This window comes from Streptomyces resistomycificus, assembly GCF_001514265.1.
GTDB lineage: Bacteria > Actinomycetota > Actinomycetes > Streptomycetales > Streptomycetaceae > Streptomyces > Streptomyces resistomycificus.
In genome coordinates, this window is the sequence record NZ_KQ949000.1 from 1 (window position 1) to 21,746 (window position 21,746).

Here is a 21,746-nt window from a genome sequence, read left to right on the forward strand (position 1 = left end):
GGTGAACTGCACGGGTGATCTCCAGCTTTCGGAAAGGGACGGAGTGAGGGCGTGGTGGAGTCCCTCCCGCCGGGGCGGAGCGGGAGGGACGTTCTACCGGGGAGGGAGCGGTCACTTCCCCCAGAGCTTGCGGTACGCCTCTCGGTACCCCTTGGGGTCCCAGGTGGACTTGCCGCCGCTGTTGTCGGCCGTGGTGATGTGGGCCGGGGCGACGTAGCCGCTGGCGGGCTTGCCGGCGAAGGCGCGGTTGAACTCGTCGACGATCTGCCAGCCCTGCTCGGACAGCGGCTCGGGAACGGTAGCCGTCTGGAACTGCTTGCTGTTGATGCGCTGGAAGGCGGACGGGTCTCCGTCTCCCGCGCCGATGTTGAAGGGGGCTCCGTTGCCCTGCTTGCCCGAAGCGCGCAGGGAGGGGGCGGCGTCGGCGAAGTACAGGTCGTTGATGGCGACGGAGTTGGTCCACTTGGTGCCGAAGCGGGACAGCAGCGCGGACACTTCCTGCGGGGTGCGGCTGCTGGCGTCGGCGATGGGGATGTTGGACGTCGTGAGGACCTTGACGTCGGAGCAGACGGCGAGTTCCTTCTCGATCAGGTCCGACTTGCCCTTGGCGAAGGGTATGGAGGCATCGGTGAACACCACCACGCCGGCACGGCCGTTGGACTGGCTGATGACCCAGTCCGCGCTGATCTTGGCGACGTCCTGGACCTTCGTGGTGACGTTGCTGAAGAGCTTCGGGTCGGTGCTGGGGCCGGGGGCGTCCACGGCGTGCCAGCCGATCAGCGGGATGCCGGCGGCGTTGGCCTGGGCGACCTGCTGCGCGGTCGACTTGGGGTCGAAGCCGGACAGCACTATGCCGTCGGGCTTGACGGCGACGGCCTGGCTGAGCGCGGCCTGGATTCCCGCCGGTGTGCCCTGGCCGTCGATGATCCGCATCTTCCAGCCGATGGCCTTCGCGGCCTCCTTGACCCCTTCGGCCGCGCCGGCGACTCCCGGGTTGGTCATGCTCTGGGCGACGTAGACGATGGTTTTTCCGGTGGCGGCCTTGGGGCCGGTGGTGGGGCCGTCCCAGGCGGCGTTGACGTCCTCGGCCGCCTTGACCGCGGCCTTGGCCTTGGCGAGGACGGCGGGGCAGCCTGCCTTGGAGTCGCTGACGGTGGCGGCGCTGCCGGCCTCCGAGCCTCGGGTGCATCCTGCGGCGAAGGCGGTGACGAGAGCGAGCGCGGCAACGGCTCTCAGCGGCGCCATGTGGGTGGGGTGGTACGACACGGACGGGCTCCTTGCTGACGTACGGGGAGGGTGGAGGCGCGAAGGGATGGGCGGGTCCCTTCGCCGGTGGTTCTCAGGCCTGGTCCGTGGACGGGGCCGGGGCCGGCGACGCGGGCGGCTCGGAGAGCGACTTGCGGGTCGCGGTGGCGCCGGCGCGCAGCCTGCGGCGGGCGGAGTAGCCGGCCAGGCCGACGGCGAGGAGGAGGGTGCCGCCGTTGAACAGCGACGTGGCCCAGAACTCGGCCCCGAGCTGCTGGATGCCGGCGAGGCCGATGGCGAGAATGGCGACGGCGACCACGGTGCCCGCGGCGTTGGCGCGGCCGGGCTTGATGGCGGTGGAGCCGAGCAGCGCGCCCACGAAGGCGGGCAGCAGATAGTCCATGCCGACGCTGGGGTTGCCGATCTGCTGCTGGGCGGCGAGCAGGACCCCGGCGAAACCGACCACGATCCCGGAGCCGGCGAAGGCGTAGATGCCGTAGCGGCGGGTGGGGATGCCGACCAGGTCGGCGGCCCGGGCGTTGGAGCCGATGACGTACAGGTAGCGGCCGAGCGGCAGCCGTTCAAGGAGCAGCCAGAGGACTACGGCGAGGCCGAGGACGTAGAAGGCGGGCACCGGAAGGCCGAGGAACTTCGAGTCGTACAGGTCCGTGAAGGCCGGGGGCAGGCCGCCGGGGCCGGGGACGATGCGGGCGCCGTCGGTGATCCAGCCGGTGCAGGCGTACAGCACGCTGCCCGTGCCGAGGGTGGCGATGAAGGAGTCGATCTTGGCGAACTCGACCAGCAGGCCGTTGAACACGCCGATGAGGCCGCTGCCGGCGATGACGACGAGGCAGGCCACCGGCCAGGGCCAGCCGTTGTTGACGATGAGCTGCATGGCCAGCACGTGGGAGAGGCCGAGGCCGTAGCCGACGGACAGGTCGAACTTGCCGGTGACGATGGGGATCATGGCGCCGAGCGCGAGCATCGCCGGGATCGACTGGTTGGACAGGATCGACGAGGCGTTGTCCAGGGTCGGGAAGGTGTCCGGCAGGGCGAAGGAGAAGACCAGGAACAGCAGGACGGCGAGGGTGAGCAGGCCGTAGGTGCCGATCAGGTGGCCGCGGACTCGGGCGCCGGCCCGGGGCGCTTGCTCGCCGCCGCCCGCTGCCCGGCGTTCTTTCGTGCCGCCGGTGTGCGGGGTCGGGCTCGTGGATCGCAGGGTGCGGCGGGAGGATTCGGTCTCGGTGGCCATCAGTGGTTGCCCGTTCCGATCAGCGCCGGCATGGCCGACGCGGCATGGGTGAGTTCGGTGACGGTGAGGGCTTCGCCGGACAGTTCCGCGGTCACGCCGCCCCGTACGAAGACCAGGGCGCGGTGGCAGACGTCGGCGACCTCCTCGAAGTCGGTGGAGATGAGCAGGACGGCGAGTCCCTGGGCGAGGGCGTCGTCCAGAAGCCGGTAGATCTCGGCCTTGGCGCCCACGTCGACGCCGGCGGTCGGCTCCTCGAGGATCACCACGCGGCGGCTCAGGCGCAGCCAGCGGCCGATCATGACCTTCTGCTGGTTGCCGCCGGACAGGGTGGCGATCGGTGCCTCGGGGTCGGCGGGACGCACTCCGAAGCGTTCGACCAGCAGGCCGGCCTCGAGGCGTTCGCGCCGGGGGCTGTTCCAGCGCCACGGTGAGCGGCCGTCGGCTCGGGGGTTGGTCAGGAAGTTCTCGCGCACGGTCAGTTCGAGGGCGCAGCCCTCCTCCTGCCGGTTGCTGGTGACGAAACCGACTCCGGCGTCGACGGCGGCGGCGACCGAGCGGGGGCGGTAGGGCAGGCCGTCGAGCAGGACCTCACCGCCGGTGAAGGGCCGGGCGCCGGCGAGGGCGCGGCCGAGGTCCATGTGCCCGGCACCGGTCAGGCCGACCATGCCGAGGACCTCACCGGCGCACAGTTCCAGGTCGACCGGTCCCGCGCCCTCGGTGGCGGCGCCCGTCAGGCGCAGCACGGTCGACGCCGTGGTGCCGGTGGTGCCGGTGGTGCGGGGTGCGGCGGGCCGGTGGCTCTCCGGCTCGCGGCCGACGATGTCGTGCACGATGCGCTCGGGGCCGTGGTCGGCGAGGAGGCCCTCGCTGATGAGGTGGCCGTCGCGCAGTACGGCGAAGCGGTCGGCGACCTGGTAGACCTCGTCGAGGCGGTGGCTGACGTACACGATGGCGTGGCCCCGGTCGCGCAGGGTGTGCAGGACGTCGAAGAGCCGGGCGCAGTCGGCGGCGGGAAGGCTGGCCGTGGGCTCGTCGAGGACGATGAGGCGGGCCTGCGTGGACAGGGCGCGGGCTATGGCCACGAGCGAGCGTTCGGCCCGGGTGAGGTCGGCGACCGCCGCGTCGGGGTCGAGGTGACCGGCGACGATGTCCAAGGCCTCGGTGCAGCGTCGGCGTACCTGCCGCCAGGAGACGAGGCCGCCGCGGCGGGGGTAGCCGGTGCCCAGGGCGACGTTCTCGGCCACCGTCATCCACTCCACCAGGCCCAGGTCCTGATGGATGAAGGACATCTCGGTGGAGGCGGCGTCGGTGCCGAGGGGGTGGCCGGCCACCGTCACCTGGCCTTCGTCGGCTCGGTAGACACCGGCAAGAATCTTGATAAGTGTGGATTTTCCGGCACCGTTGTGACCCAATAGGGCGAGGACGCTGCCTGCGTGGACGTCGAGGTCGACATCGGCGAGGGCGAGGGTGCCGCCGAACCGCTTGCGCAGTCCGCGAATCGTCACCAGCGGGCGGGAATCCGCGAGGCCGTCGGGCGGCGAAGGGCTGGGAGTCGTGTCATCGGGAGCGTCGTTCACGGACTTCTCCGGGGATCTGCCGGCCGAGGACCAATCCATCGGCTCGCCCAGAATCCTGAACTCATCCCAGCATGTTGGTCAATACTTCGGCGCACATTGATTGCCCCAAAGTTACGGCGGCCGTACGGAAGGGTTCCGTACGGCCGCCGTCGCGTCGCGTTGTCCGGCGGGACCCTCGCGGTCCCGCACCCCCTCACCCGCTGCCCGTGGGCGCCCCCTGCGGCAGCATCGGGTTCTCCAGCCCCGCCGCGATGTCGCGCAGGTCCTTCAGCAGCGCCTCGCGGAACTCGTCGTCGAGCCGCGCCTTGAGCACGGTGACACTGATGGCGAAGGGAGAGGAGTCGGTACGGAAGCCCGCGACCGGCACGGCGAGGCAGACGATGCCCGCCCCGGCCTCCTCGTCGTCGATCGCGTAACCCCGCTCCCGGCTCGCGGCCAGGTCGTCCAGCAGCGCGGGAACCGCGGTCAGGGACCGCTCGCTGAGCGCCGGCAGGGTCCGGCCGCGCAGCCGGTCCTCGGCCACCGCCGGATCCAGGGTCGACAGGATCGCCTTCCCGGTAGCCGTGCAGTTCGCCGGGAACCGGTCGCCGATGTTGGCGGTGAGCCGCAGCGGCTGGGTCCCGTCGTACCTGGCGAGGTACAGCACGTCCAGGCCGTCCAGGACGGCGACCCGGGCGGTCTCCCGGGAGATGTGCGAGCTGCGCCGGCACAGCTCGTAGAAGTCACGGAGCTGGTCCACCGTGGAGAGGTAGCGGCCACCGAGCTCCACCAGTTTGCGCCCCAGGCTGAAGCCGGTGCCGTTGCGTGTGATCATGCCCGCCGCCTCAAGGGAGGCACAGAGGTTGCCCGTCGAGGACTTCGGCAGACCCAGGGCGCGGGCGAGCTCGCTCACCGACAGCGGGCGGCCTTCCGCCTCACCGAGCGTGTCGAGGATCGCCACGGCGCGTGTCACCGCCGGGACAAGACTTCCCGGGTCGCTTGCGCTCACCGTCAACTCCACCCATCATTCTGTTCGTCGTTCAGCATGTTGTTATTGTCCCTCGTGTGTCCCCGAACGACAATGCCGTCGGCGCACGCTTTGCCGTCGAGTCTCACGGAAATCCCGGCCGGGTCCTACCGACATCCGGCCGAGTCCCACCGAGATCTCCGACCGTAGCGCGCCTTCCGGGCCGGCCGACGACACCCTCCGACCTTGGAGCGCTGAGCAGCACATGACCAGCAGCCCGTCCGATTCCCCGCCTCCCTCTTCCGCCCCCTCCCTCCCCCGCAACGGACCCAGCCTCTCGCGGGAGGAGTTCGACCTCCTCTTCGACACACTGCGCACCTGGGGTCGCTGGAGCCCCGCCGACCGCGGCGCGTGGAACCGGGTCACCCCGGCCCACGTCCAGCGCGCCACCGCCCTGGTCCGCACCGGTACGACCGTCCCGACGGCCCTGCCGTGGAACACGGTGCCCGGCCCGGACAACGGCAGGCCCGCCCTGCACTACATGAGCGACCTGGGCGACGTGGAGGCCCCCGAGCCGTCCTGCCACAAGGACTTCATCGCCGTCGACTACCACGGCAAGGGCGTCAGCCACCTCGACGCGCTCTCCCACATCGCCTATCGCGGTCAGCTCTACGACGGCCGCACCGCCCGCGAGGTCGTCGACGCCGCCGGCGCCCACTTCGGCGCGGTCTCCGCCCTCGGCCCTCTCGTCACCAAGGGCGTACTGCTCGACCTGCCCGCCGTCCTCGGCACCGACTGGCTCGAACCGGGCACCGCCGTGCACGCCGAAGACGTACTCGCCGCGGAGAAGGCGCTGGGGGTGACCGTCGGAGAAGGCGACGCGGTCCTGTTGCGCTCCGGCCACTTCCGCCGGCGCGCCGAACTCGGTGCCTGGAACCCCGACAACGCCAGCGCGGGCTTCCACGTCGACGCCGTACCCCTGCTGGCCGAGCGGGGAATCTCGCTGCTCGGCGGCGACGGCGACAGCGACGTGCGCCCCTCACCCGTGGCGGGTGTCCACTCTCCCGTGCACGCCCTCGCCATCACCGCCATGGGCGTACCCCTGCTCGACAACCTCGACCTGGAGGCGCTGTCGGCGGCCTGCGCGGCGGCGGGCCGCTACGAGTTCCTGCTCGTCGTCGCACCGCTCAACGTCCCCGGCGGCACGGGCTCGCCCGTCAACCCGGTCGCGGTGCTGTGATGGCCGGCATCCGACCGGCCGGCGGCCGGTTCACCGTAGGCGTCAGCCGCGACTTCCTCGACGCGGACGGGCGCAACGTCTGGGGCGACATCCGCCTCGGCGAACTGGACGCCGCCGGAGTCGACTGGCACTACCTCCCGCGCGACACCGACGAACTCCTCGCCCCGGACATCGACGGCCTGGACGCCGTCCTGTTCGCCGGCCCCGCCGTCACCGCCCGCACCTTCGCCGACGTCGCCAGACCCCCGCTCCTCCTCGCCCGGTTCGGAGTCGGCTACGACGCCGTCGACCTGGACGCCTGCACCCGCAACGGCGTCCTGGTGACCATCACCCCCGACGGCGCCCGGCGCCCCGTCGCCACGGCCGCCCTCACCCTCCTGCTGTCCGTCCTGCACAACGTCACCGCCAAGGACCGGCTGGTGCGCGAGGGACGCTGGGCCGAGAGGGAGCGGTGGATGGGGCTCGGACTCACCGGCCGCCGCATCGGCCTGCTCGGACTCGGCAACACGGCCCGTGACCTGGTCGGACTGCTGAGGCCGTTCGACGTCGAGGTCATCGCCTACGACCCGTACTGCCCGCCGGAGACCGCCGCGGAGCTCGGCGTGCGACTCGCCAACGCCGACACCGTGATGGCGCAGGCCGACGCGGTGGTCGTGATGTGCGTGCTGAGCGAGGAGACCTTCCACCTGGTCAACGCCCGGCGGCTGGCCCTCATGCAGCCCTCGGCGGTGCTGCTCAACGTCGCCCGCGGCCCGATCGTCGACGAGGCGGCGCTGGTCGAGGCGCTGCGGGCCGGCCGTATCCGCGGCGCCGGCCTGGACGTGTTCGAGACCGAGCCGCCCGCCCCGGACAACCCGCTGCTGAGCATGGACAACGTGGTCCTCAGCCCGCACAGTCTGGCGTGGACCGACGAGATGTCCGCCGGGAACGGCGGCAGCGCGGTACGGGCCATCCTGGATGTGTCGAGCGGCCGGCTGCCCCGGTTCGTCGTCAACCGTGACGTGTTCGGTCACGGATACCTGTCCGAGCGGCTGGGCGCGCTGGCGGCAGGACCGGGTGAGCCGGCGCCGGCAGGGGTCCGCCCGTGAGCTCCCCGTCTCCCCGGTCCGGGACGGTCGGCTTCCTCGGACTGGGCGCGATGGGGCTGCCGATGGCGCTCAACCTCACCGCGGCGGGCTTCGACGTGCTGGCCTGGAACCGCAGCGGGCCTGCCCGCGACACCGCCGTCGCCGCCGGCTGCCGTGCCGCCGACCGCCCCGCCCAGGTGGCCGGCGCCGCGCTGGTCGTCCTCACCATGCTCCCGGACCTTCCCCAGGTGCGGGCACTGCTGGACGGCCCGGACGGCCTGCTGGCGGGCGCCGCCTCCGCCGGCGGTGCCATGGACACCCTTGTGGTGATGGGCACCGTCTCGCCGGTTGCCGTCCGCGTCCTGGCCGAGGAGTTGCGCCCGCTCGGCATCGAGGTCGTCGACGCCCCCGTCAGCGGCGGCGTGACCGGCGCCCGCGAGGCCGCCCTGTCGATCATGGCGGGCGGCGCCGAGGAGGCCGTGGAGCGGGTCCGTCCGTACCTGACCGCCATGGGTTCCACGGTGCGCCGCCTGGGCGACACCGGAGCGGGTTCGCTCGCCAAGGCGTGCAACCAGCTCGTCGTCGCCGGAACACTGGTCGCCCTCGCCGAGGCCGTCCTGCTCGGCGAGCGGGGCGGACTCGAACCGGCGGCGCTGCTGGAGGTACTGGCCGGCGGCCTCGCCTCCTCCGAAGTGCTCACCCAGAAGCAACACCACCTCGCCGACAGCGACTTCACGCCCTCCGGGCCCGCCCGTTACCTCCACAAGGACCTCGGCTTCGTCCTGGACAGCGCCGCCGACGCGCACGTCACGCTCCCCCTGTCCACCACGGTCGCCGGCCTCTACGCGGCGATCGACCACGGCGGCCTCGGCGACCTGGACAACAGCGTCGTGCTCCGGCTGCTGCGCGAGGGCCGTGTCCCCTCCCCCGACTCACACTCCACCACCCCGAAGGACTGAAGCACATGCAGGTAGGAATCGTCGGCCTCGGACGTATGGGCGGCAACATGGCGGCCCGCTGGCGCGACCGCGGCCACGAGGTACTCGGCTACAGCCGCACCTCACCGGACCGTGACGCGGGCTCCCTCGACGAACTGGTGGGCAGGCTGGCCGCACCGCGTGTGGTGTGGCTGATGCTGCCCGCCGGCGACCCCACCCACCAGGCGATCCGGCAGCTGTCCGGACTCCTCTCCCCGGGTGACGTCATCGTCGAGGGCGGCAACTCCCGCTTCAGCGACGACACCGAGCACGCCGCGCTGCTCACCGAGCAGGGCATCGGATACATCGACTGCGGTGTCAGCGGCGGTGTCTGGGGCCGCGAGAACGGCTACGCCGTCATGTGCGGCGGTGCGGACGAGCACGTCCGGAGGGTGTGGCCGTTGCTGGAGTCGCTCGCCCCCGAACAGGACGGGATCTGTCACGCGGGCCCGGTGGGCGCGGGCCACTACGCCAAGATGGTCCACAACGGCATCGAGTACGGCATGATGCAGGCCCTCGCCGAGGGCTACGAACTGCTGGAGGCCAGCGAGTACGTGCCCGACGTACCGAAGGTCCTCGCCTCCTGGCGGCACGGCACCGTCGTCCGCTCCTGGCTGCTCGACCTCCTCGTCCGCGCCCTGGAACAGGACTCCGGGCTGGCCGGCCTCTCCGGCCGCGTCGACGACTCCGGCGAGGGCCGCTGGACGGTCGAGGAGGCGGTGCGCCTCGCGGTGTCCGCGCCGGCCATGACCGCCGCGCTGTTCGCCCGCTTCGCCTCCCGCGAGCCGGACGCCGCCCAGCTCAAGGCGCTGGCCGCGATGCGGCAGCAGTTCGGGGGGCATGCGGTGCACGCGGCGGCGGGCACGTCCGGCGGCAACGGCTGAGCACCCTCCGGCCGCACGGCCGGATCACGAACCCGTGGCCCGTCGGGCGCCTCGCCCGACGGGCCGCGGGCCCCATACGGGACCTGGGACGGCCGCGGCACGGGCGACGAGCCGACGGCCGGCGACCACACACGCCGCCGACGCGGTCCGCCTCGACGCAGAGCGAAGGACATGACTGACTAGATGCACGGCAACCAGGCGGACAGCGGACACGGTGCCGGTGACACACCTGACGGGGGCTCGTCGCTGAGCCGCCGGAGGTTCCTCGCGACCACGACGGTGGTGGTCACGGCGGGCGGCGCGTCGACGGTCGCCGCCACGGATCCGCCGAGCCGGTCCGTTCCGGGCCCGCACGGCCCCGCAGCCCCTGCCCACCGCACCCTCAGCCCCTCAGTCCCTCAGTCCCTCAGTCCCTCAGCCCCTCATGGGCATGATGCGGCAGTTCGTGGTCCTTCCCGAACAGGTCACGCGGCTCGGCGCGCCGATGGACATGCCGTCCTCCCCGGACGGTGACCTGGGAACCCACGGATGACCAGGCGGGACCGGGGTCCGGCACTGCTGGTGGCCGGGGCGTTCTTCATGGAGAACCTCGACGCCACGATCATCTCCACGGCGGCCCCTGACATGGCCGCGTCGCCGATGGCCTCCGGCTTGGTACCCAAGGACGCGGCAACGGCCGTGACGTTCCTGCTGTGCGGCCTGCTCGGCGCGCGCACGCCCCTGGCTCTGGTGGTCGCCGTGCTGTTCGTCAGCGGGGTGTGCCGGTCCGTCTCGCTCAGCGCGTACGCCACGATCGCCTTCGCGGACATCGAGCCGGAGCGGACCGCGGACGCCAACGCCCTGGCGAGCACCGTGCAGCAGCTGGCCACCGGCCTGGGCATCGCCCTGGCCGCGCTGGGACTGCGCGCGTCCGGTCCCCTCGCCGCGCTGCTCGGCCTGGACGGCCCTACGGCGGCCTACGCGGTGGCTTTCGGGCTCCTCGCCGTGCTGCCGCTGGCCTGCGTCGCCGAGGCGTTGCGGCTGCCACGGGACGCGGGGGCGGTGGTCACCGGCCCGGCCTCCGAGCTCGTGGAGCGCCCTGCTGCCCGGTCGGCCGGGTGACGGACCGGAGGTGTCGGTTCTGCGGCGGCCCTGCGTGGACCACGGCGAACATGACTCTCGCGTCGTCCCCCCGCAGGCATGCCCAAGGGGCTGCCAGCCCCCGAGCCCGGCCGGTCAGCCGACGGAGCCCAAGCGCCCGGAACCGCACCCGCGGGGCCGGCGTTCGCCGTTCCTCCCCCATGGGAGGCATGTCGTGTCCGGTCCACGGCGAACGTGACCCGCGGGCCGACCCGCAGGCGCGGCCGAGGCACGGCACGTTCCCCGGTCCGGCCCGGCCGCTCGGCCGACCGCGTCACCAGGCCCCCTGAACCGTGACCGCCCAACCGGCGGCCGTCGTCCCTTCCGGGCAGCGTGCCGCGTCCGGGCCTCGGCGACTGCGAACGTCCGCTGGAGAACGAGGCGGCACCGGTGCGACGCCCCCGAGGGTCGGGCGGCGGCGCTACGCGGAGAGCTCCCGCAGCGCCGAGTAGAGCCGCTCGGCCCGGGGCCGGGCGTCCGCCATCCGCCGGGCGGCCACGGGGTCCGGGGGGACGGTGCGATGCGGCCGGGACCAGACGTCGGCGGGCAGGGCGGAGAGGCCGGGCACGGTGCCGAGCGCACGCCAGCCGAGGAGCGCGGCGCCGAATCCGGAGCCGGCGGTGTCGTCCGTGATGCCCACCGGCATGTCGAGTGCCGCGGCGACGATCTCCGCCCACAGCGAGGACCGCAGCGCTCCGCCTGTCGCCCGCACGGAGCCGACCGGCGCCCCGGTGGCGACGACCGAGTCCCTGACCAGGGCCAGTTGCTGCCCGACGCCCTCGATCATGGCCCGGGTCATATGGGCTCGGCCGTGTCCGCGCCGCAGCCCGACCAGGGCGCCCCGGGCGTCGGGGTCCCACCAGGGGGCGCGTTCGCCGAGGAGATGCGGCAGCGCGGTGAGGCCCTCGGAACCGGGTTCGACCTCCGCCGCCTCCTTCAGGAGGTCGGCGACGTCGACGCCGCCGAAGGACTCGGCGGCCCACTGGGCGACGACCCCGGCGTTGCTGACCGCCCCGCCGAGCACCCAGAGCCCGTCGGCGAGGTGGTAACAGAACACGCGGCATCTGTCGTCCACGTCCGGCCGGTCGCGTACCACGCGGAGGGCGCCGCTGGTGCCCAGCGACAGCGCTGCCGTACCGGGGGTGATGGCACCGACGGCGAGGTTGGCCAGTGGCCCGTCTCCGGCGCCCGCGACCACCGGCAGCCCCGCGGGCAGGCCCAGCGCGGCGGCCGGCCCGGGCAGCAGCGGGAAGGCGGCCGTCGGCGGTACGAGGTCGGGCAGCCGTTCCCGGGACACCCCTGCGGCCTCCAGTGCGGACCCGTGCCAGTCGGTGGTTCGGAGGTTCATCAGCCCGGTGGCGGACGCACAGGAATGGTCGGTGACCAGGCGGCCGGTGAACCGGGACAGCACGTAGTCCTTCATCCCGCACCACACGGCCGCACGTCCGCACAGATCGGGTTCGTGGGCGGCGAACCAGGCGAGTTTGGTCAGCGGCGCCATGGGGTGCACCGGGGTGCCGGTCGCCCGGTGGAGTGCGTCCCCGCCCTCGGCCCGCAGCCGGCGGGCCGTCGCGGCCGCACGGGTGTCGGCCCAGCTCAGGGCGGGAGTCAGCGGTTCACCGCGGGAGTCGAGGGCGAGCAGGGTGTGCAGGGCCGCGCTGAAGGACAGGCCCCGGACGGTCAGCCCGAGGTGCGCGCAGTGTGCGGCGCTCTCCCGCACGGCGTCGGCCACTGCGGCCAGCACGGTGGCGGGGTCGTGCACGGCTTCGCCGTGCCGCCCGGTGCGCAGGGGGGCGGGGCGTTCGACGGTCGACACCGGGCGGTACGCGGCGTCCACCGCGACCACCTTGGTGGCCGTGGTGCCCAGGTCGATGCCGAGCATCGCCTCGCCGGCGTCGTTCATCGTGGTCTCCGTTTCGGGTTGGCTCCGGGCACGCCCGTGGGGTGGCTCGGCAGGGGGATTCGCTTGGGTGCCCGCCCGGCACCCCCGGCCGGGGAACACGGGGGCGCGGGGCGGGCGGCTGAGGGGGCGGACGGCCGCGGGACCGGCCTTGAGGTGCCGGCCTTGGGATGTCGACCTTGGGATGTCGGCCTTGGGATGTCGGCCTTGGGATGCCCGTCCCGCGCCTGGCAGCAGGGAGGAAGCGGGGCACGGGACGGGCGGCTCGGGTCCGCGGAGTCAGCGGGCGTCGGCGGGGTCGGTGAGGTCCCGGCCGCGGGTCTCCGGTGTGGCGAAGGTCGTCAGGAAGGTGATGAGGGACGGCACGATCACGTAGCCGGCGAGGGGCCACCAGGAGTCGTTGAAGGCGAGCAGCAGCGTCGCGCCGAGCAGCGGGGCCACGCCACCGGCGACGATGGCGCGGGGGTGTCGTCGCCCGCTGCGAGCCGGGAGGATCTCGTCGTGGGCACCGTCATGGATGCCGCCCTTCCGTCTTACGGACGTGTCATACGCCGTTCATCTGGGGACGACGGGGACCGTAACAGCATGCGGCACTGAAACCAATATGCTGTTCAGAAATCAGACCCTTCTCCGCCCTCACATCACCTCTCTTGCCCAGCCGCCATCCAATGGTCCAGTATGTTGTCCTCAGTACAGCATTTGGTTCAGGAGGTCAGGTGTCAGGACAGCTGGAGGTAGGCGTCGCGGGACTGGGAGTCATGGGCTCCGCGATCGCCCGGCGACTCCTCAGGCGCGCACGCGCGGTGCGCGTCTACGACGTCCGGCCGGAGGCCGCCGCCGAACTCGGGCGGGTCGGAGCCACGGCGGTCGAGTCGCCCGCTTCTCTCGCCGCGTCGGGAGTGGTGGTGCTCTCCCTCAACACCGCCGACATCGTGGAGCAGGTGGTCTTCGGCCCGGACGGAGTGCTGAGCACGGCCCCGGACGGCGTGCTGGTCGTCGACATGTCGAGCATCGACCCCGGCCGCACCCACGAGTTCGCCGAGCGCGCGGCCAAACTGGGCGCCGGCTGGGTCGACGCCCCGCTGTCGGGCGGTGCCCCGGGCGCCGAGCAGGGTGAGCTGACGCTGATGCTCGGCGGCGAGGAGGAACACGTGGAACGCGCCCTGCCCGTTCTCGGCGCCCTGGCCTCCCGGCTGACGCACCTCGGCCCCGCCGGCTCCGGCCAACTGGTCAAGTCCGTGAACCAGGTACTGGTCGGCTGCGGGTTCGCCGCCCTCGCCGAGGCGGCCGCCCTGGTACGGGCGGCGGGCCTGCCGCCCCGGCAGGTGCTCACCGCGCTCAGCGGAGGCAGGGCCGACTCGGCGCTGCTCCAGGAGTTCTTCGTGAAGTTCGCGGACGCCGACCTCTCCCCCACCGGGCGCGTCAGCAACATGGTCAAGGACCTCGAGGCCGCCCGCGCCTACGCACGCTCGGCTGGTGTGCCGCTGCCGGTCACGACGGCCGTCTCCGAGCTGCACCGCTGGCTCACCGCGGCCGGACACGGCGACGCCGACAACGCCGCACTGATGCACTACTACGCTCCCCTGGAGGTAAGGCCGTGAAGGCTCCCGCCCTGTTCGACCTCACGGGCCGCCGAGCCCTCGTGACCGGCTCCAGCAAGGGCATCGGGGCCGCCCTGGCCGCCGGCCTCGCCGAGGCGGGCGCCGAACTCGTCCTCAACGGCCGCGACGCCGACGCCCTGGAGCACGCCCGGCAGGAGCTCGGCGAACGCACCGGTGCGACGGTGCACACGGCGGCCTTCGACGTCACCGACGAGAGCGCGGTACGACACGCGGTCCGGGAGATCGAGGACGGCATAGGCCCCCTGGACATCCTCGTCAACAACACCGGGGTGCAGCACCGCGAACCGATGTTGGAGGTCTCGGCCCAGACGTTCGAGCACGTCCTGCACACCAACCTCACCAGCGCCTTCCTCGTCGGCCGGACGGTCGCCGCCGGGATGGTGCAGCGCGGTCACGGAAAGATCGTCAACATCTGTTCCGTCCAGACCTGGCTGGCCCGGCCCGGCATCGCCGCCTACGCCGCTTCCAAGGGCGGCCTGGCCATGCTGACGCGCAGCATGTGCGCGGAGTGGGCCGGATCGGGCCTCACCGTCAACGCTCTCGCCCCCGGTTACGTGGTCACGGAGCTGACCCGCCCGCTGGTGGACGACCCCGCGTTCGACTCGTGGATCCGGGGACGGACCCCGGCCGGCCGCTGGGCCTCCGTCGAGGACCTGGTCGGCACGCTGGTGTGGCTGGCGGCACCGGCGTCGGACTTCGTCAACGGCCAGGTGATCGCCGTCGACGGCGGCCTGACCGCCGTCGTCTGACACCCGACCCCTCACGCAACCAACCGAAGCAGCCGAAGCGTTCGGCAGAGAGCGGGACGAGGACATGAACTCAGCGACGATGCGGGCCGTGGTGGCCCACGGCGCCGGCGACCTGCGTCTGGAGGAGCGGCCGGTGCCGACGCCGGGCCCGGGCGAGGTCGCCGTCGACATCCGGTACGGGGGCATCTGCGGATCCGACCTGCACTACTGGCGCCACGGCGCGGTCGGGGAGTTCCGGCTGCGCGAACCGCTGGTCCTGGGCCACGAGGTCGTGGGCCGGGTCCGCGAGGCAGGCCCCGGCACCCAGGCACCACCGCCGGGGACACCGGTCGCCGTGCACCCGCTGGCGTCCTGCGGCCGGTGCCGGCAGTGCCTCGCCGGGCGGCGCAACACCTGTCTCGACACCGGTTACCTGGGCAGCGCAGCCCGCGACCCCCACGTACAGGGCGGCTTCGCGGACGTCCTCGTGGTGCCGGCCGAGCGGGTGCTGCCGCTGCCCGAAGGCCTGGACCCGCGGCTGGCCGCGGTGGCCGAGCCGGCCGCGGTCGCCTGGCACGCCGTGCGCCAAGCCGGCGACGTACGCGGCAAGCACGTCCTGGTCACCGGCGCGGGCCCCATCGGCTGCCTGGTCGTCGCGGCACTGCGGGCGGCCGGCGCCGCCGACATCACCGTGACCGACGTGCACGAGGCGCCCCTGGCCGTCGCCAAGCAGGTGGGTGCCACGTCGACCGTTCGGGTGGGCTCCGACCCCGACGGGCTCGACCAACTCGCCGCGGACATCGCCATCGAGTCCTCGGGCAACCCGGCCGGACTGCGCACCTGCGTGTACGGGGTCGACCGGGGCGGCCTCGTGGTGGGGCTCGGCCTGCTGCCTCCGGGCGACACCCCCGTGGCGGCCAACGCCCTGATCACCCGCGAGCTGCGGCTCGTCGGCTCGTTCCGCTTCGACGACGAACTCACCGAGGTTCTCCGGGCCTTGGCCGACGGCCGCCTCCCGGTCGAGCCGGTGGTCACGTCCGTACTCCCGGTGGCCGACGCCCTCGAGGGGTTCGGCCTCGCGGCCGACCCCGCCCGCTCCTGCAAGGTCCTGCTCGACTTCGGCGCGGTCTGACACGACGCCCGGTCACTGGCCCCGCCACCTGACACCCCCCTTCCGAACGGAGCTGAGCATGTCCGCCACCCCCGCCCGCCGTCTCCGCGTGGCCGTCAGCCGCACCGGCCTGCCAGGCGCGGGCGTCGAGCGCCTCGCCGAGCGTTTCCAGGTCGCCGACTGGACGCCGGCTCGCCCTCCCGCACCCGACGAACTGGCCCGGCTGGTCGACGGCTGCGACGGTCTGCTCGTCCTCGGCAGCGACCCCGTCGACGCCGCGTTGCTCGACGCGGCCGGGCCGGGCCTGCGGGTGGTGGCCCTCGCGTCGATGGGGTACGACGGCGTCGACGTGGCGGCCGCCGCCCGGCGCGGTGTCGTCGTCACACACACCCCCGATGTGCTCGCCGACACCACCGCCGACGTGGCGATGGCGCTGATCCTGATGGCCCGGCGCCGCCTGCCCGCCAGCATGGACGCCCTGCGCCACGGGGAGTGGGGCGCCTTCCGCATGGACGCCTTCCTCGGCCTCGACGTGCACGGGGCCACGCTCGGTCTCATCGGCTACGGCCGGATCGCCCGGGCCGTGGCTCGCAGGGCCGCCGGATTCGGCATGCGAATCCAGCACCACCACCCACGGCGCAGGCAGGACGACGAGCTCTCCCGCTGGGTGCCGTTCGACGAACTGCTGCGCACCAGCGACGTGGTGTCCGTGCACACTCCGCTGACAGCGGAGACGGAAGGGCTGATCGGGGCTGCCGAACTGGCCCTGATGAGTCCGACCGCCACCCTCGTCAACACCGGACGGGGCGGAGTCGTCGACGAGAAGGCCCTGCTGGTGGCGTTGCGCCGCGGGGAGCTGCACTCGGCGGGGCTCGACGTGATGACCGGCGAGCCTCGTACGGACCCGTCCGATCCGCTGCTCGCCGAACCCCGCCTGGTGGTGCTGCCCCACGTGGGCTCGGCGACCGAGGCGACCCGCTCGGCCATGGTGGACCTCGCCGCCCGCAATGTCGAGGCGGTCCTGGACGGGCGCCCCGCCCTGACCCCGGTCCCCGGCACCCCGGGGCTGCCCGGGCAGGCGTACGAAGGCCGGACGACAGCGCCCTGACGGAACGGTGGCGTGTCGGGTCAGCCGGCGTACTGAGTCGCGCCCTGATGGTGTTCGAGGAGGAACGGGCTGTCGAGACGCGCGTCGTCGGCCCGGTCCCGTACGTCGGTCAGGAGCCACCCCAGCAGCTCCGGACCGGCGTGGTACTCACCGTAGAAGCCCATGCGAAGGTCGGTGACCTCGCACTCGAACAGCACGTCGTCGATGAGGTCCGCCAGGTGCGCGTCGGCAGCCGGGTGGGAGGTGGCGGTCCAGACGTCCAGCCACGGGCGCAGACCGTTGGTGGCGACGGTGAGGAGACTGAGGACTTCCCTCGCGGTGACGGGGCTGGGGTATGTGTGCAGCGTGGCCTCCCACCAGGCGGCCCAGACGTCACGCAGAGCCCCGGTCAAGGACGCGTCCCAGGTGGTCCAGCCTGCCTGGAGCAGGCGGGAGGCGATGAGTTCCTCGTCGACGTGGAACCGGCCCGTGACGACCGGTCGGACGATGCGCGGAACAAGACGGCGATAAAGACGCGAGAAGTCGTCCCAGTGGTCGGGCACCTCAGCGGCTGCGGCGGACACCAGGTCGTCGGGGATCCGGTGCAGTGGCCCGGAGAGGTCGACGAGGTCCTGCTCGGCGTAGCAGTACGTGCACCCCGCGACGGGAAAGGGCTCTTCGGAGGCGAAGGCCTGGTCCAGGGCGTCGAGCGCGGTCATCAGTTGGCGTTGCACGCGGGACATGGCGACCTGCCGGGGGACTCCGTCCGGACAACCGGCGAAGATCGCAGAATATCAGTGGTACGCCTGCCCTGCTCTGCCCATCGATCCGAACCGACACGGGATCCGAACACGGATGCGATGATCCCCTCGTGGTGACAGATGCCGAGTGGACTCGGATCCGGAGGAGCCTGCGCTTCGGGCAGGTCTTCGAGGGCACGGTGGTGTGGGTGCCCCGTCCCGGAGCGATCGGCATCTTCGTGGACATCGGCCTGGGCGTCGGCGGTTTCGTCGACGTTCTGCTGTTGCCGGAAGACAGTGCGGACTGGCCGGCGCAAGGCACGGTGGCCGGCTTCGAGATCTGGTGGGCCGACGACCGCAGGCAGATCCGGCTGAAACCGTGCGACCCCCGCTATCTGCGCGGCGACTTCACCGGCTACATCGAACGCTTCCGTCCCGGCTGGCCGTCCGACATCGGCGAACCCGTCCCCGACCCGCGGCCCGCGACCCCTGCCGGGTCGGGGTCCGCCGCCGACTCGGGCGGGCCGTCGGCCGACGGGGGCTGACCGGGCCGAGGCAGGATGGCGGCGCGTTGACCCGGAAGGCGTTGCCGCGCAGGGTCCGGTGAGATGGCCGTGGTCATGGACGAGGTTCAAGGTGCCACGCCTTTCCTCGCGTCGGCGTTCGGCATCGCGGCGGTCGCCGTCACCGGCGGCGGAGTAACCTCACTGCCCCGGCAGCTTGAAGTGGGCGTACGGCGGATACGGCTTGAAGCAGACCATCACCTCCAAAGGGTGTCCGCCGCCCGGCTGTTGGACCAGCTCCGGGAGCGCCGTCATCAGCGCCGAGTAACCCTTGGCGACGTCCTTCTGCCGCGGGCCCCAGCCTGCGGCCTCGGCGAGGTCCGTGGCGGTCTCGACGAAGATGTCCCTGCTGCCGAACAGGAAGAACGTGCGGGCGTGGGTGGCGTGCCGCAGCTCGTCCCGGAAGTCGGCGTGGTGCAGGCGTCTTCGGCAGGAGGCGGCGTCCCGGGCGGTGCGTGCCTCGTCGGTGCCGACTGTCAGCGGCGTGCCGTTGCCCAACTTGCGCCGCAGTTCAGGCCACTTGCTGGGGCGCAGGCCGAGCGTGTGGTGTACCAGGACGAGGTCGACCAGCTCACCGACACCCTCGTCGGGCGGAGGGCCTTCACGCAGGGGTATGTGGACGATGGTGTGCCGGGAGTAGGCGGCGAAGGAGAACAGGCCCGCGAGCCGGTTCAGCCCGTCGTGGTCACCGAGCAGCAGGCCGATGGGCTCGGGGGCGCGTAGTGAGGTGTGGCGGAGGGGCTGCCGGGGTTGGACGACTCGGTGCTCGTGCGGTCCGGTCCGCGGTCTGAACTGGCGCAGCCTCAGCCGCATATGGAGTACCTCATGCCGTCAGGATCCCGGACGGCCGGTCTCCTCGGCAACGGAGATTCGTTGCCCGGCGGCAGGGGCCCGCCGCCCCCACCGAACTGCGGCTGCGGCTCCTCCTGGGAACGCGTCGGCGATCGCGTGGCCTGCCGGTACGGCGCCGGCGTGCCAACCCTCGCCGACAGCCGCCATGTGTACGTCAGCGCTCCCGGCGACGCGGTGCGGGCCACCGACCACGACGGGCAGGTGTGAAGAAGGTGGAGGGGCTCGACGGGGCGCGGGGCATGGCCGAGTCGGCCGACGAGTCCACCCTGTACGTGGCGCTCCCGGACGCTGACGCGATCTCCGTCATCGACACCGCGACCCTGACCGAGACACGCCGTGTCTCGACCGGGGCCGACACCGAACCGGAGAGCCTCGCCCTCGTCGGCGGCCGGCCGTTCTTCGGCTACCAGGCCACCGTCTTCGACGCCGGCATCGGGTCGGTCGCCGCCGCCGAGGCGACCCCGACCGTCGGCCTCGACGACAACCCCGTCTGGTACGGCAGGCCGCGACTCGCCTCGTCGCCGGGCGCGCCCGGTCGGCTCGCCGGCCCCTGCTGCGCCCTACGGCCCTCGCTCAGGGCGCCTCAGGCTTCGACGCCCGCTCCCGCCCAGGGGCTCGGCCCGGTGCCGTCGCGCCATGCGTCCAGATCCCGGCCGTCCACGCAGACTATGCCGCACTGCTGCGCGTATTCGAGGGCGGGAGCGGTGAAGTCGCTCGTCGTGACGAGCACCGCGACATCGGCCTCGTGGACGGTGAAGCACGTACCCCCGAAGCGTTGCATGTCCTGGGAGCCCACCTTGTTGTCGTCCCCGTACCGCTTGCACTGGATGACCATCCGCCGACCGTCGGCGGTGAGCGCTATGACGTCTGCGCCCAAGTCGCACGCGCCTCCCACGACTTCCACCTCACGGCAGTCGTCGCGCGCGCACAGGTCCGCTATGGCCTGCTCGAAGTCGTCGGGGTCGAGCGCCGAATAGTCGACAAGGGTATCGAGGACGAGGGTCGGCTCATGGCCGGGCATGAGTGGTTCGGTCGCGGCCTCTGTCATGTCCGGCAGAAGGGTCTCCTCCGCCAGGAGGGTCTCCTCCGCGCCTCCCCGGCCTGCCGGTACGGCGCCGACGTGCCACTCCCCTCGCGGGCCGGTGCCTCCGGCGGGAGCCGGTACCTCGTCCACCATGGTGTCGAGGTCGTCCGAGGCCCGCTCAGCCGCTTCCTCCAGCGCCACGGCGACCCGGCGCGCGTACCTCGCGGCGGAGAAGCGGCGCCACCTGGATCGGCACAGCAGTGCCGCCGCGACGCCCACCACGACCAGCGCGCCGGCCCACAAAGGCCGACGCTCGGCCATGCTCGCCGCGGTGCGGACCAGGAACGCCGACACGCACAGGACGATCGCGAGCAGGACGAAGAACAGGGCGGTCGCCCGCAGATCGAAGCGCCGCTCACGGTTCATGCGTCGAGCCGGACGCGTGGCGAGGGGCATGTCACTCCCTTCCAGAAGACGACTACGAAGATCACTTGTCTCCGCATGCCCAAGATCAACGCCCTTAAGGGAAGGAGGTCCACCCGCGTCCACGGTTCGTTCGCGGTTCCCCGGGAACTGGGAGGTAGGCGAAAGGGGGCACCAGTGGGATCCGACGACGAGGACGCGGCGCAGGCGCACGTGACCGGCGAGGGCGAGGAGGCGGCGGAGCTGCTCGACGGGCTGCACGTGGACGAGCAGCGCCCGGAGCGGCCGGTGCTTCTCAACGCCGACGGCACTCCACTCGAGACGTGGCGGGAGAACTACCCGTACGACCGCAAACTGCGCAGGGGCGAGTACGAGCAGACCAAGCGGTTTTTGCAGATCGAGCTGCTGAAGCTGCAGCGCTGGGTGCGGGAGAGCGGGCAGCGGATCATCGTCCTGTGCGAAGGACGGGACGCGGCCGGCAAAGGCGGCACCATCCAGCGGTTCACCGAACGTCTCAACCCCCGAGGTGCCCGGGTGGTGGCCCTGGAGAAGCCGACCGAGCGGGAGGCCGGGCAGTGGTACTTCCAGCGTTACGTGGCCCATCTGCCGGGGCGTGGAGAGATCGTCTTCTTCGACCGCTCCTGGTACAACCGAGCGGGTGTCGAGCGTGTCATGAGCTTCTGCACGGAGACCGAGTACCGGCACTTCCTCGAACAGGCCCCGTTGTTCGAGCAGCTGCTGACCAACGACGGCATCCTGCTGGTCAAGTTCTGGTTCTCCGTCTCCCGGACGGAACAGCGCACCCGCTTCGCGATCCGCCAGGTCGACCCCGTACGCCGCTGGAAGCTCTCGCCGACGGACGTCGCCTCGCTGGACCTCTGGGACGACTACACCGCCGCCAAGGTCGACATGTTCCGTGCGACGGACACCGAGCACGCGCCCTGGACCGTGGTGAAGAACAACGACAAACGACGAGGCCGGCTGGAGGCCATGCGCAGCCTGCTCGACCGCTGTGACTACCCGTCCAAGGACCACTCGGTCGTCGGCAAACCGGACCCGCTCATCGTGGGCGCCGCCGACACGCTGCTGGAACCCGGCGAAGAGCAGACCGACCTGTCTCCCACGCCGCTGGCCGGACACCACCACGGCCCCGGCCTGCACCCCGGACACCAGGACTGACCCGGCCGCTGTCCGCGACGGCCCGGCCCGGGAGGAACCGGCGTGCGTGGGGCGCCCGGGGGGCGCGGCAGCCGGATACAGTACCGCTGACCCACAACACGAGCACGACGTCGGAGGTCGGCCGGACCACCGGTCTCCTCGTCGTGCGGCTGGCCGGACGGCCCGCCTACGTGAGCACGTACGCCGTCAGCGCTCCGCCGTGCGACAGCG

22 protein-coding genes and 1 pseudogene are annotated in these 21,746 nt (G+C 72.4%); 14 read left to right on the forward strand and 9 right to left on the reverse strand.

Translation table 11 applies throughout. The annotated features are described in order from the left end of the window. Positions 1-111 precede the first annotated feature (111 nt). The 4 genes from AQJ84_RS31675 to AQJ84_RS31690 all read right to left on the reverse strand — a co-directional run bounded on the left by AQJ84_RS31675 (position 112) and on the right by AQJ84_RS31690 (position 5,062). On the reverse strand, positions 112-1,245 hold the full coding sequence (locus tag AQJ84_RS31675; RefSeq protein WP_030045656.1) for a substrate-binding domain-containing protein: 1,134 nt from the start codon (positions 1,243-1,245) through the stop codon (positions 112-114). Positions 1,246-1,339: 94 nt separating this feature from the next. Then, the gene (locus tag AQJ84_RS31680; protein ID WP_053190346.1) at positions 1,340-2,497 is read right to left on the reverse strand and encodes an ABC transporter permease; all 1,158 of its coding nucleotides are present in this window, start codon (positions 2,495-2,497) and stop codon (positions 1,340-1,342) included. After that, entirely contained in the window at positions 2,497-4,074 is a 1,578-nt protein-coding gene (locus tag AQJ84_RS31685) for a sugar ABC transporter ATP-binding protein (protein WP_053190347.1), read from the reverse strand. The genes AQJ84_RS31680 and AQJ84_RS31685 overlap by 1 nt, the downstream gene beginning before the upstream one ends. A 193-nt stretch (positions 4,075-4,267) precedes the next feature. Further along, on the reverse strand, positions 4,268-5,062 hold the full coding sequence (locus tag AQJ84_RS31690; RefSeq protein WP_030045661.1) for an IclR family transcriptional regulator: 795 nt from the start codon (positions 5,060-5,062) through the stop codon (positions 4,268-4,270). Positions 5,063-5,285: 223 nt separating this feature from the next. On the opposite strand from AQJ84_RS31690, the gene AQJ84_RS31695 reads away from it, so the two are divergent. The 6 genes from AQJ84_RS31695 to AQJ84_RS31715 all read left to right on the forward strand — a co-directional run bounded on the left by AQJ84_RS31695 (position 5,286) and on the right by AQJ84_RS31715 (position 10,289). Further along, positions 5,286-6,260, forward strand: coding sequence for a cyclase family protein (locus tag AQJ84_RS31695; protein WP_053190348.1), 975 nt, complete (start codon positions 5,286-5,288; stop codon positions 6,258-6,260). Next, positions 6,260-7,348: an NAD(P)-dependent oxidoreductase gene (locus AQJ84_RS31700; RefSeq protein WP_030045664.1), complete on the forward strand. Its 1,089-nt coding sequence runs from the start codon at positions 6,260-6,262 to the stop codon at positions 7,346-7,348. The genes AQJ84_RS31695 and AQJ84_RS31700 overlap by 1 nt, the downstream gene beginning before the upstream one ends. Beyond that, positions 7,345-8,286 carry an NAD(P)-dependent oxidoreductase gene (locus AQJ84_RS31705; protein ID WP_030045665.1) on the forward strand — a complete coding sequence of 314 codons (942 nt, stop codon included), beginning with the start codon at positions 7,345-7,347 and terminating at the stop codon, positions 8,284-8,286. The genes AQJ84_RS31700 and AQJ84_RS31705 overlap by 4 nt, the downstream gene beginning before the upstream one ends. A gap of 5 nt (positions 8,287-8,291) precedes the next feature. Continuing rightward, positions 8,292-9,188: a phosphogluconate dehydrogenase (NAD(+)-dependent, decarboxylating) gene (gene gnd / locus AQJ84_RS31710; RefSeq protein ID WP_030045666.1), complete on the forward strand. Its 897-nt coding sequence runs from the start codon at positions 8,292-8,294 to the stop codon at positions 9,186-9,188. A gap of 183 nt (positions 9,189-9,371) precedes the next feature. Then, positions 9,372-9,701 (forward strand): twin-arginine translocation signal domain-containing protein, encoded by a 330-nt coding sequence (locus tag AQJ84_RS45175; protein WP_107082626.1) that lies wholly within the window; start codon positions 9,372-9,374, stop codon positions 9,699-9,701. Between the two features lie 15 nt (positions 9,702-9,716). After that, complete coding sequence (locus AQJ84_RS31715; RefSeq protein ID WP_053190349.1) at positions 9,717-10,289, forward strand: MFS transporter; 573 nt, start codon at positions 9,717-9,719, stop codon at positions 10,287-10,289. A 439-nt stretch (positions 10,290-10,728) separates the two neighbouring features. On the opposite strand, the gene AQJ84_RS31720 is transcribed toward AQJ84_RS31715, so the two are convergent. Both AQJ84_RS31720 and AQJ84_RS43240 read right to left on the reverse strand, forming a co-directional pair. Then, on the reverse strand, positions 10,729-12,210 hold the full coding sequence (locus tag AQJ84_RS31720; protein WP_030045668.1) for a gluconokinase: 1,482 nt from the start codon (positions 12,208-12,210) through the stop codon (positions 10,729-10,731). Positions 12,211-12,486: 276 nt separating this feature from the next. Further along, on the reverse strand, positions 12,487-12,648 hold the full coding sequence (locus AQJ84_RS43240; protein WP_157874921.1) for a hypothetical protein: 162 nt from the start codon (positions 12,646-12,648) through the stop codon (positions 12,487-12,489). 275 nt (positions 12,649-12,923) lie between these two features. On the opposite strand from AQJ84_RS43240, the gene AQJ84_RS31725 reads away from it, so the two are divergent. The 4 genes from AQJ84_RS31725 to AQJ84_RS31740 all read left to right on the forward strand — a co-directional run bounded on the left by AQJ84_RS31725 (position 12,924) and on the right by AQJ84_RS31740 (position 16,776). Further along, positions 12,924-13,808 (forward strand): NAD(P)-dependent oxidoreductase, encoded by an 885-nt coding sequence (locus tag AQJ84_RS31725; protein WP_030045669.1) that lies wholly within the window; start codon positions 12,924-12,926, stop codon positions 13,806-13,808. Next, entirely contained in the window at positions 13,805-14,578 is a 774-nt protein-coding gene (locus AQJ84_RS31730; protein ID WP_030045670.1) for an SDR family NAD(P)-dependent oxidoreductase, read from the forward strand. Before AQJ84_RS31725 ends, AQJ84_RS31730 begins: the two co-directional genes overlap by 4 nt. Before the next feature lie 64 nt (positions 14,579-14,642). Further along, positions 14,643-15,689, forward strand: coding sequence for an L-idonate 5-dehydrogenase (locus AQJ84_RS31735; protein ID WP_053190350.1), 1,047 nt, complete (start codon positions 14,643-14,645; stop codon positions 15,687-15,689). Positions 15,690-15,747: 58 nt separating this feature from the next. Beyond that, positions 15,748-16,776 (forward strand): 2-hydroxyacid dehydrogenase, encoded by a 1,029-nt coding sequence (locus AQJ84_RS31740; RefSeq protein WP_030045673.1) that lies wholly within the window; start codon positions 15,748-15,750, stop codon positions 16,774-16,776. Between the two features lie 20 nt (positions 16,777-16,796). On the opposite strand, the gene AQJ84_RS31745 is transcribed toward AQJ84_RS31740, so the two are convergent. Then, positions 16,797-17,498, reverse strand: a complete 702-nt coding sequence (locus AQJ84_RS31745; protein WP_030045675.1) for a hypothetical protein — start codon at positions 17,496-17,498, stop codon at positions 16,797-16,799. 128 nt (positions 17,499-17,626) lie between these two features. On the opposite strand from AQJ84_RS31745, the gene AQJ84_RS31750 reads away from it, so the two are divergent. Then, positions 17,627-18,040, forward strand: coding sequence for a hypothetical protein (locus tag AQJ84_RS31750; RefSeq protein WP_051870315.1), 414 nt, complete (start codon positions 17,627-17,629; stop codon positions 18,038-18,040). A gap of 159 nt (positions 18,041-18,199) precedes the next feature. Here AQJ84_RS31750 and AQJ84_RS31755 read toward each other — a convergent pair whose 3' ends face one another. Then, the gene (locus AQJ84_RS31755) at positions 18,200-18,871 is read right to left on the reverse strand and encodes a hypothetical protein (protein ID WP_030045676.1); all 672 of its coding nucleotides are present in this window, start codon (positions 18,869-18,871) and stop codon (positions 18,200-18,202) included. Positions 18,872-18,883: 12 nt separating this feature from the next. Here AQJ84_RS31755 and AQJ84_RS44440 point away from each other — a divergent pair, with 12 nt between their 5' ends. Together AQJ84_RS44440 and AQJ84_RS44800 are read left to right on the forward strand one after the other, a co-directional pair. Beyond that, a complete protein-coding gene (locus tag AQJ84_RS44440) occupies positions 18,884-19,117 on the forward strand; it encodes a hypothetical protein (RefSeq protein WP_225889202.1) in 234 nt (77 codons plus the stop codon). 32 nt (positions 19,118-19,149) lie between these two features. Further along, positions 19,150-19,227, forward strand: a pseudogene (locus tag AQJ84_RS44800) (hypothetical protein); the annotation flags it as partial. Positions 19,228-19,493: 266 nt separating this feature from the next. On the opposite strand, the gene AQJ84_RS31760 reads toward AQJ84_RS44800, so the two are convergent. Then, positions 19,494-20,360 carry a restriction endonuclease gene (locus AQJ84_RS31760; RefSeq protein WP_037801827.1) on the reverse strand — a complete coding sequence of 289 codons (867 nt, stop codon included), beginning with the start codon at positions 20,358-20,360 and terminating at the stop codon, positions 19,494-19,496. A 75-nt stretch (positions 20,361-20,435) separates the two neighbouring features. Here AQJ84_RS31760 and ppk2 point away from each other — a divergent pair, with 75 nt between their 5' ends. After that, positions 20,436-21,536, forward strand: a complete 1,101-nt coding sequence (ppk2, locus tag AQJ84_RS31765) for a polyphosphate kinase 2 (RefSeq protein ID WP_078631457.1) — start codon at positions 20,436-20,438, stop codon at positions 21,534-21,536. Positions 21,537-21,746 lie beyond the last annotated feature (210 nt).

What these genes read in the sequence shown, in the direction of transcription:
- AQJ84_RS31675 (WP_030045656.1), bottom strand. Translation starts at nt 1,245, where the DNA reads ATGGCGCCGCTGAGAGCCGTTGCCGCGCTCGCTCTCGTCACCGCCTTC.
- AQJ84_RS31680 (WP_053190346.1), bottom strand. Translation starts at nt 2,497, where the DNA reads ATGGCCACCGAGACCGAATCCTCCCGCCGCACCCTGCGATCCACGAGC.
- AQJ84_RS31695 (WP_053190348.1), top strand. Translation starts at nt 5,286, where the DNA reads ATGACCAGCAGCCCGTCCGATTCCCCGCCTCCCTCTTCCGCCCCCTCC.
- AQJ84_RS31700 (WP_030045664.1), top strand. Translation starts at nt 6,260, where the DNA reads ATGGCCGGCATCCGACCGGCCGGCGGCCGGTTCACCGTAGGCGTCAGC.
- gnd (WP_030045666.1), top strand. Translation starts at nt 8,292, where the DNA reads ATGCAGGTAGGAATCGTCGGCCTCGGACGTATGGGCGGCAACATGGCG.
- AQJ84_RS45175 (WP_107082626.1), top strand. Translation starts at nt 9,372, where the DNA reads ATGCACGGCAACCAGGCGGACAGCGGACACGGTGCCGGTGACACACCT.
- AQJ84_RS31715 (WP_053190349.1), top strand. Translation starts at nt 9,717, where the DNA reads ATGACCAGGCGGGACCGGGGTCCGGCACTGCTGGTGGCCGGGGCGTTC.
- AQJ84_RS31720 (WP_030045668.1), bottom strand. Translation starts at nt 12,210, where the DNA reads ATGAACGACGCCGGCGAGGCGATGCTCGGCATCGACCTGGGCACCACG.
- AQJ84_RS31735 (WP_053190350.1), top strand. Translation starts at nt 14,643, where the DNA reads ATGAACTCAGCGACGATGCGGGCCGTGGTGGCCCACGGCGCCGGCGAC.
- AQJ84_RS31740 (WP_030045673.1), top strand. Translation starts at nt 15,748, where the DNA reads ATGTCCGCCACCCCCGCCCGCCGTCTCCGCGTGGCCGTCAGCCGCACC.
- AQJ84_RS31745 (WP_030045675.1), bottom strand. Translation starts at nt 17,498, where the DNA reads ATGTCCCGCGTGCAACGCCAACTGATGACCGCGCTCGACGCCCTGGAC.
- AQJ84_RS31755 (WP_030045676.1), bottom strand. Translation starts at nt 18,871, where the DNA reads ATGCGGCTGAGGCTGCGCCAGTTCAGACCGCGGACCGGACCGCACGAG.
- AQJ84_RS44440 (WP_225889202.1), top strand. Translation starts at nt 18,884, where the DNA reads ATGCCGTCAGGATCCCGGACGGCCGGTCTCCTCGGCAACGGAGATTCG.
- AQJ84_RS31760 (WP_037801827.1), bottom strand. Translation starts at nt 20,360, where the DNA reads ATGAACCGTGAGCGGCGCTTCGATCTGCGGGCGACCGCCCTGTTCTTC.
- ppk2 (WP_078631457.1), top strand. Translation starts at nt 20,436, where the DNA reads ATGCCCAAGATCAACGCCCTTAAGGGAAGGAGGTCCACCCGCGTCCAC.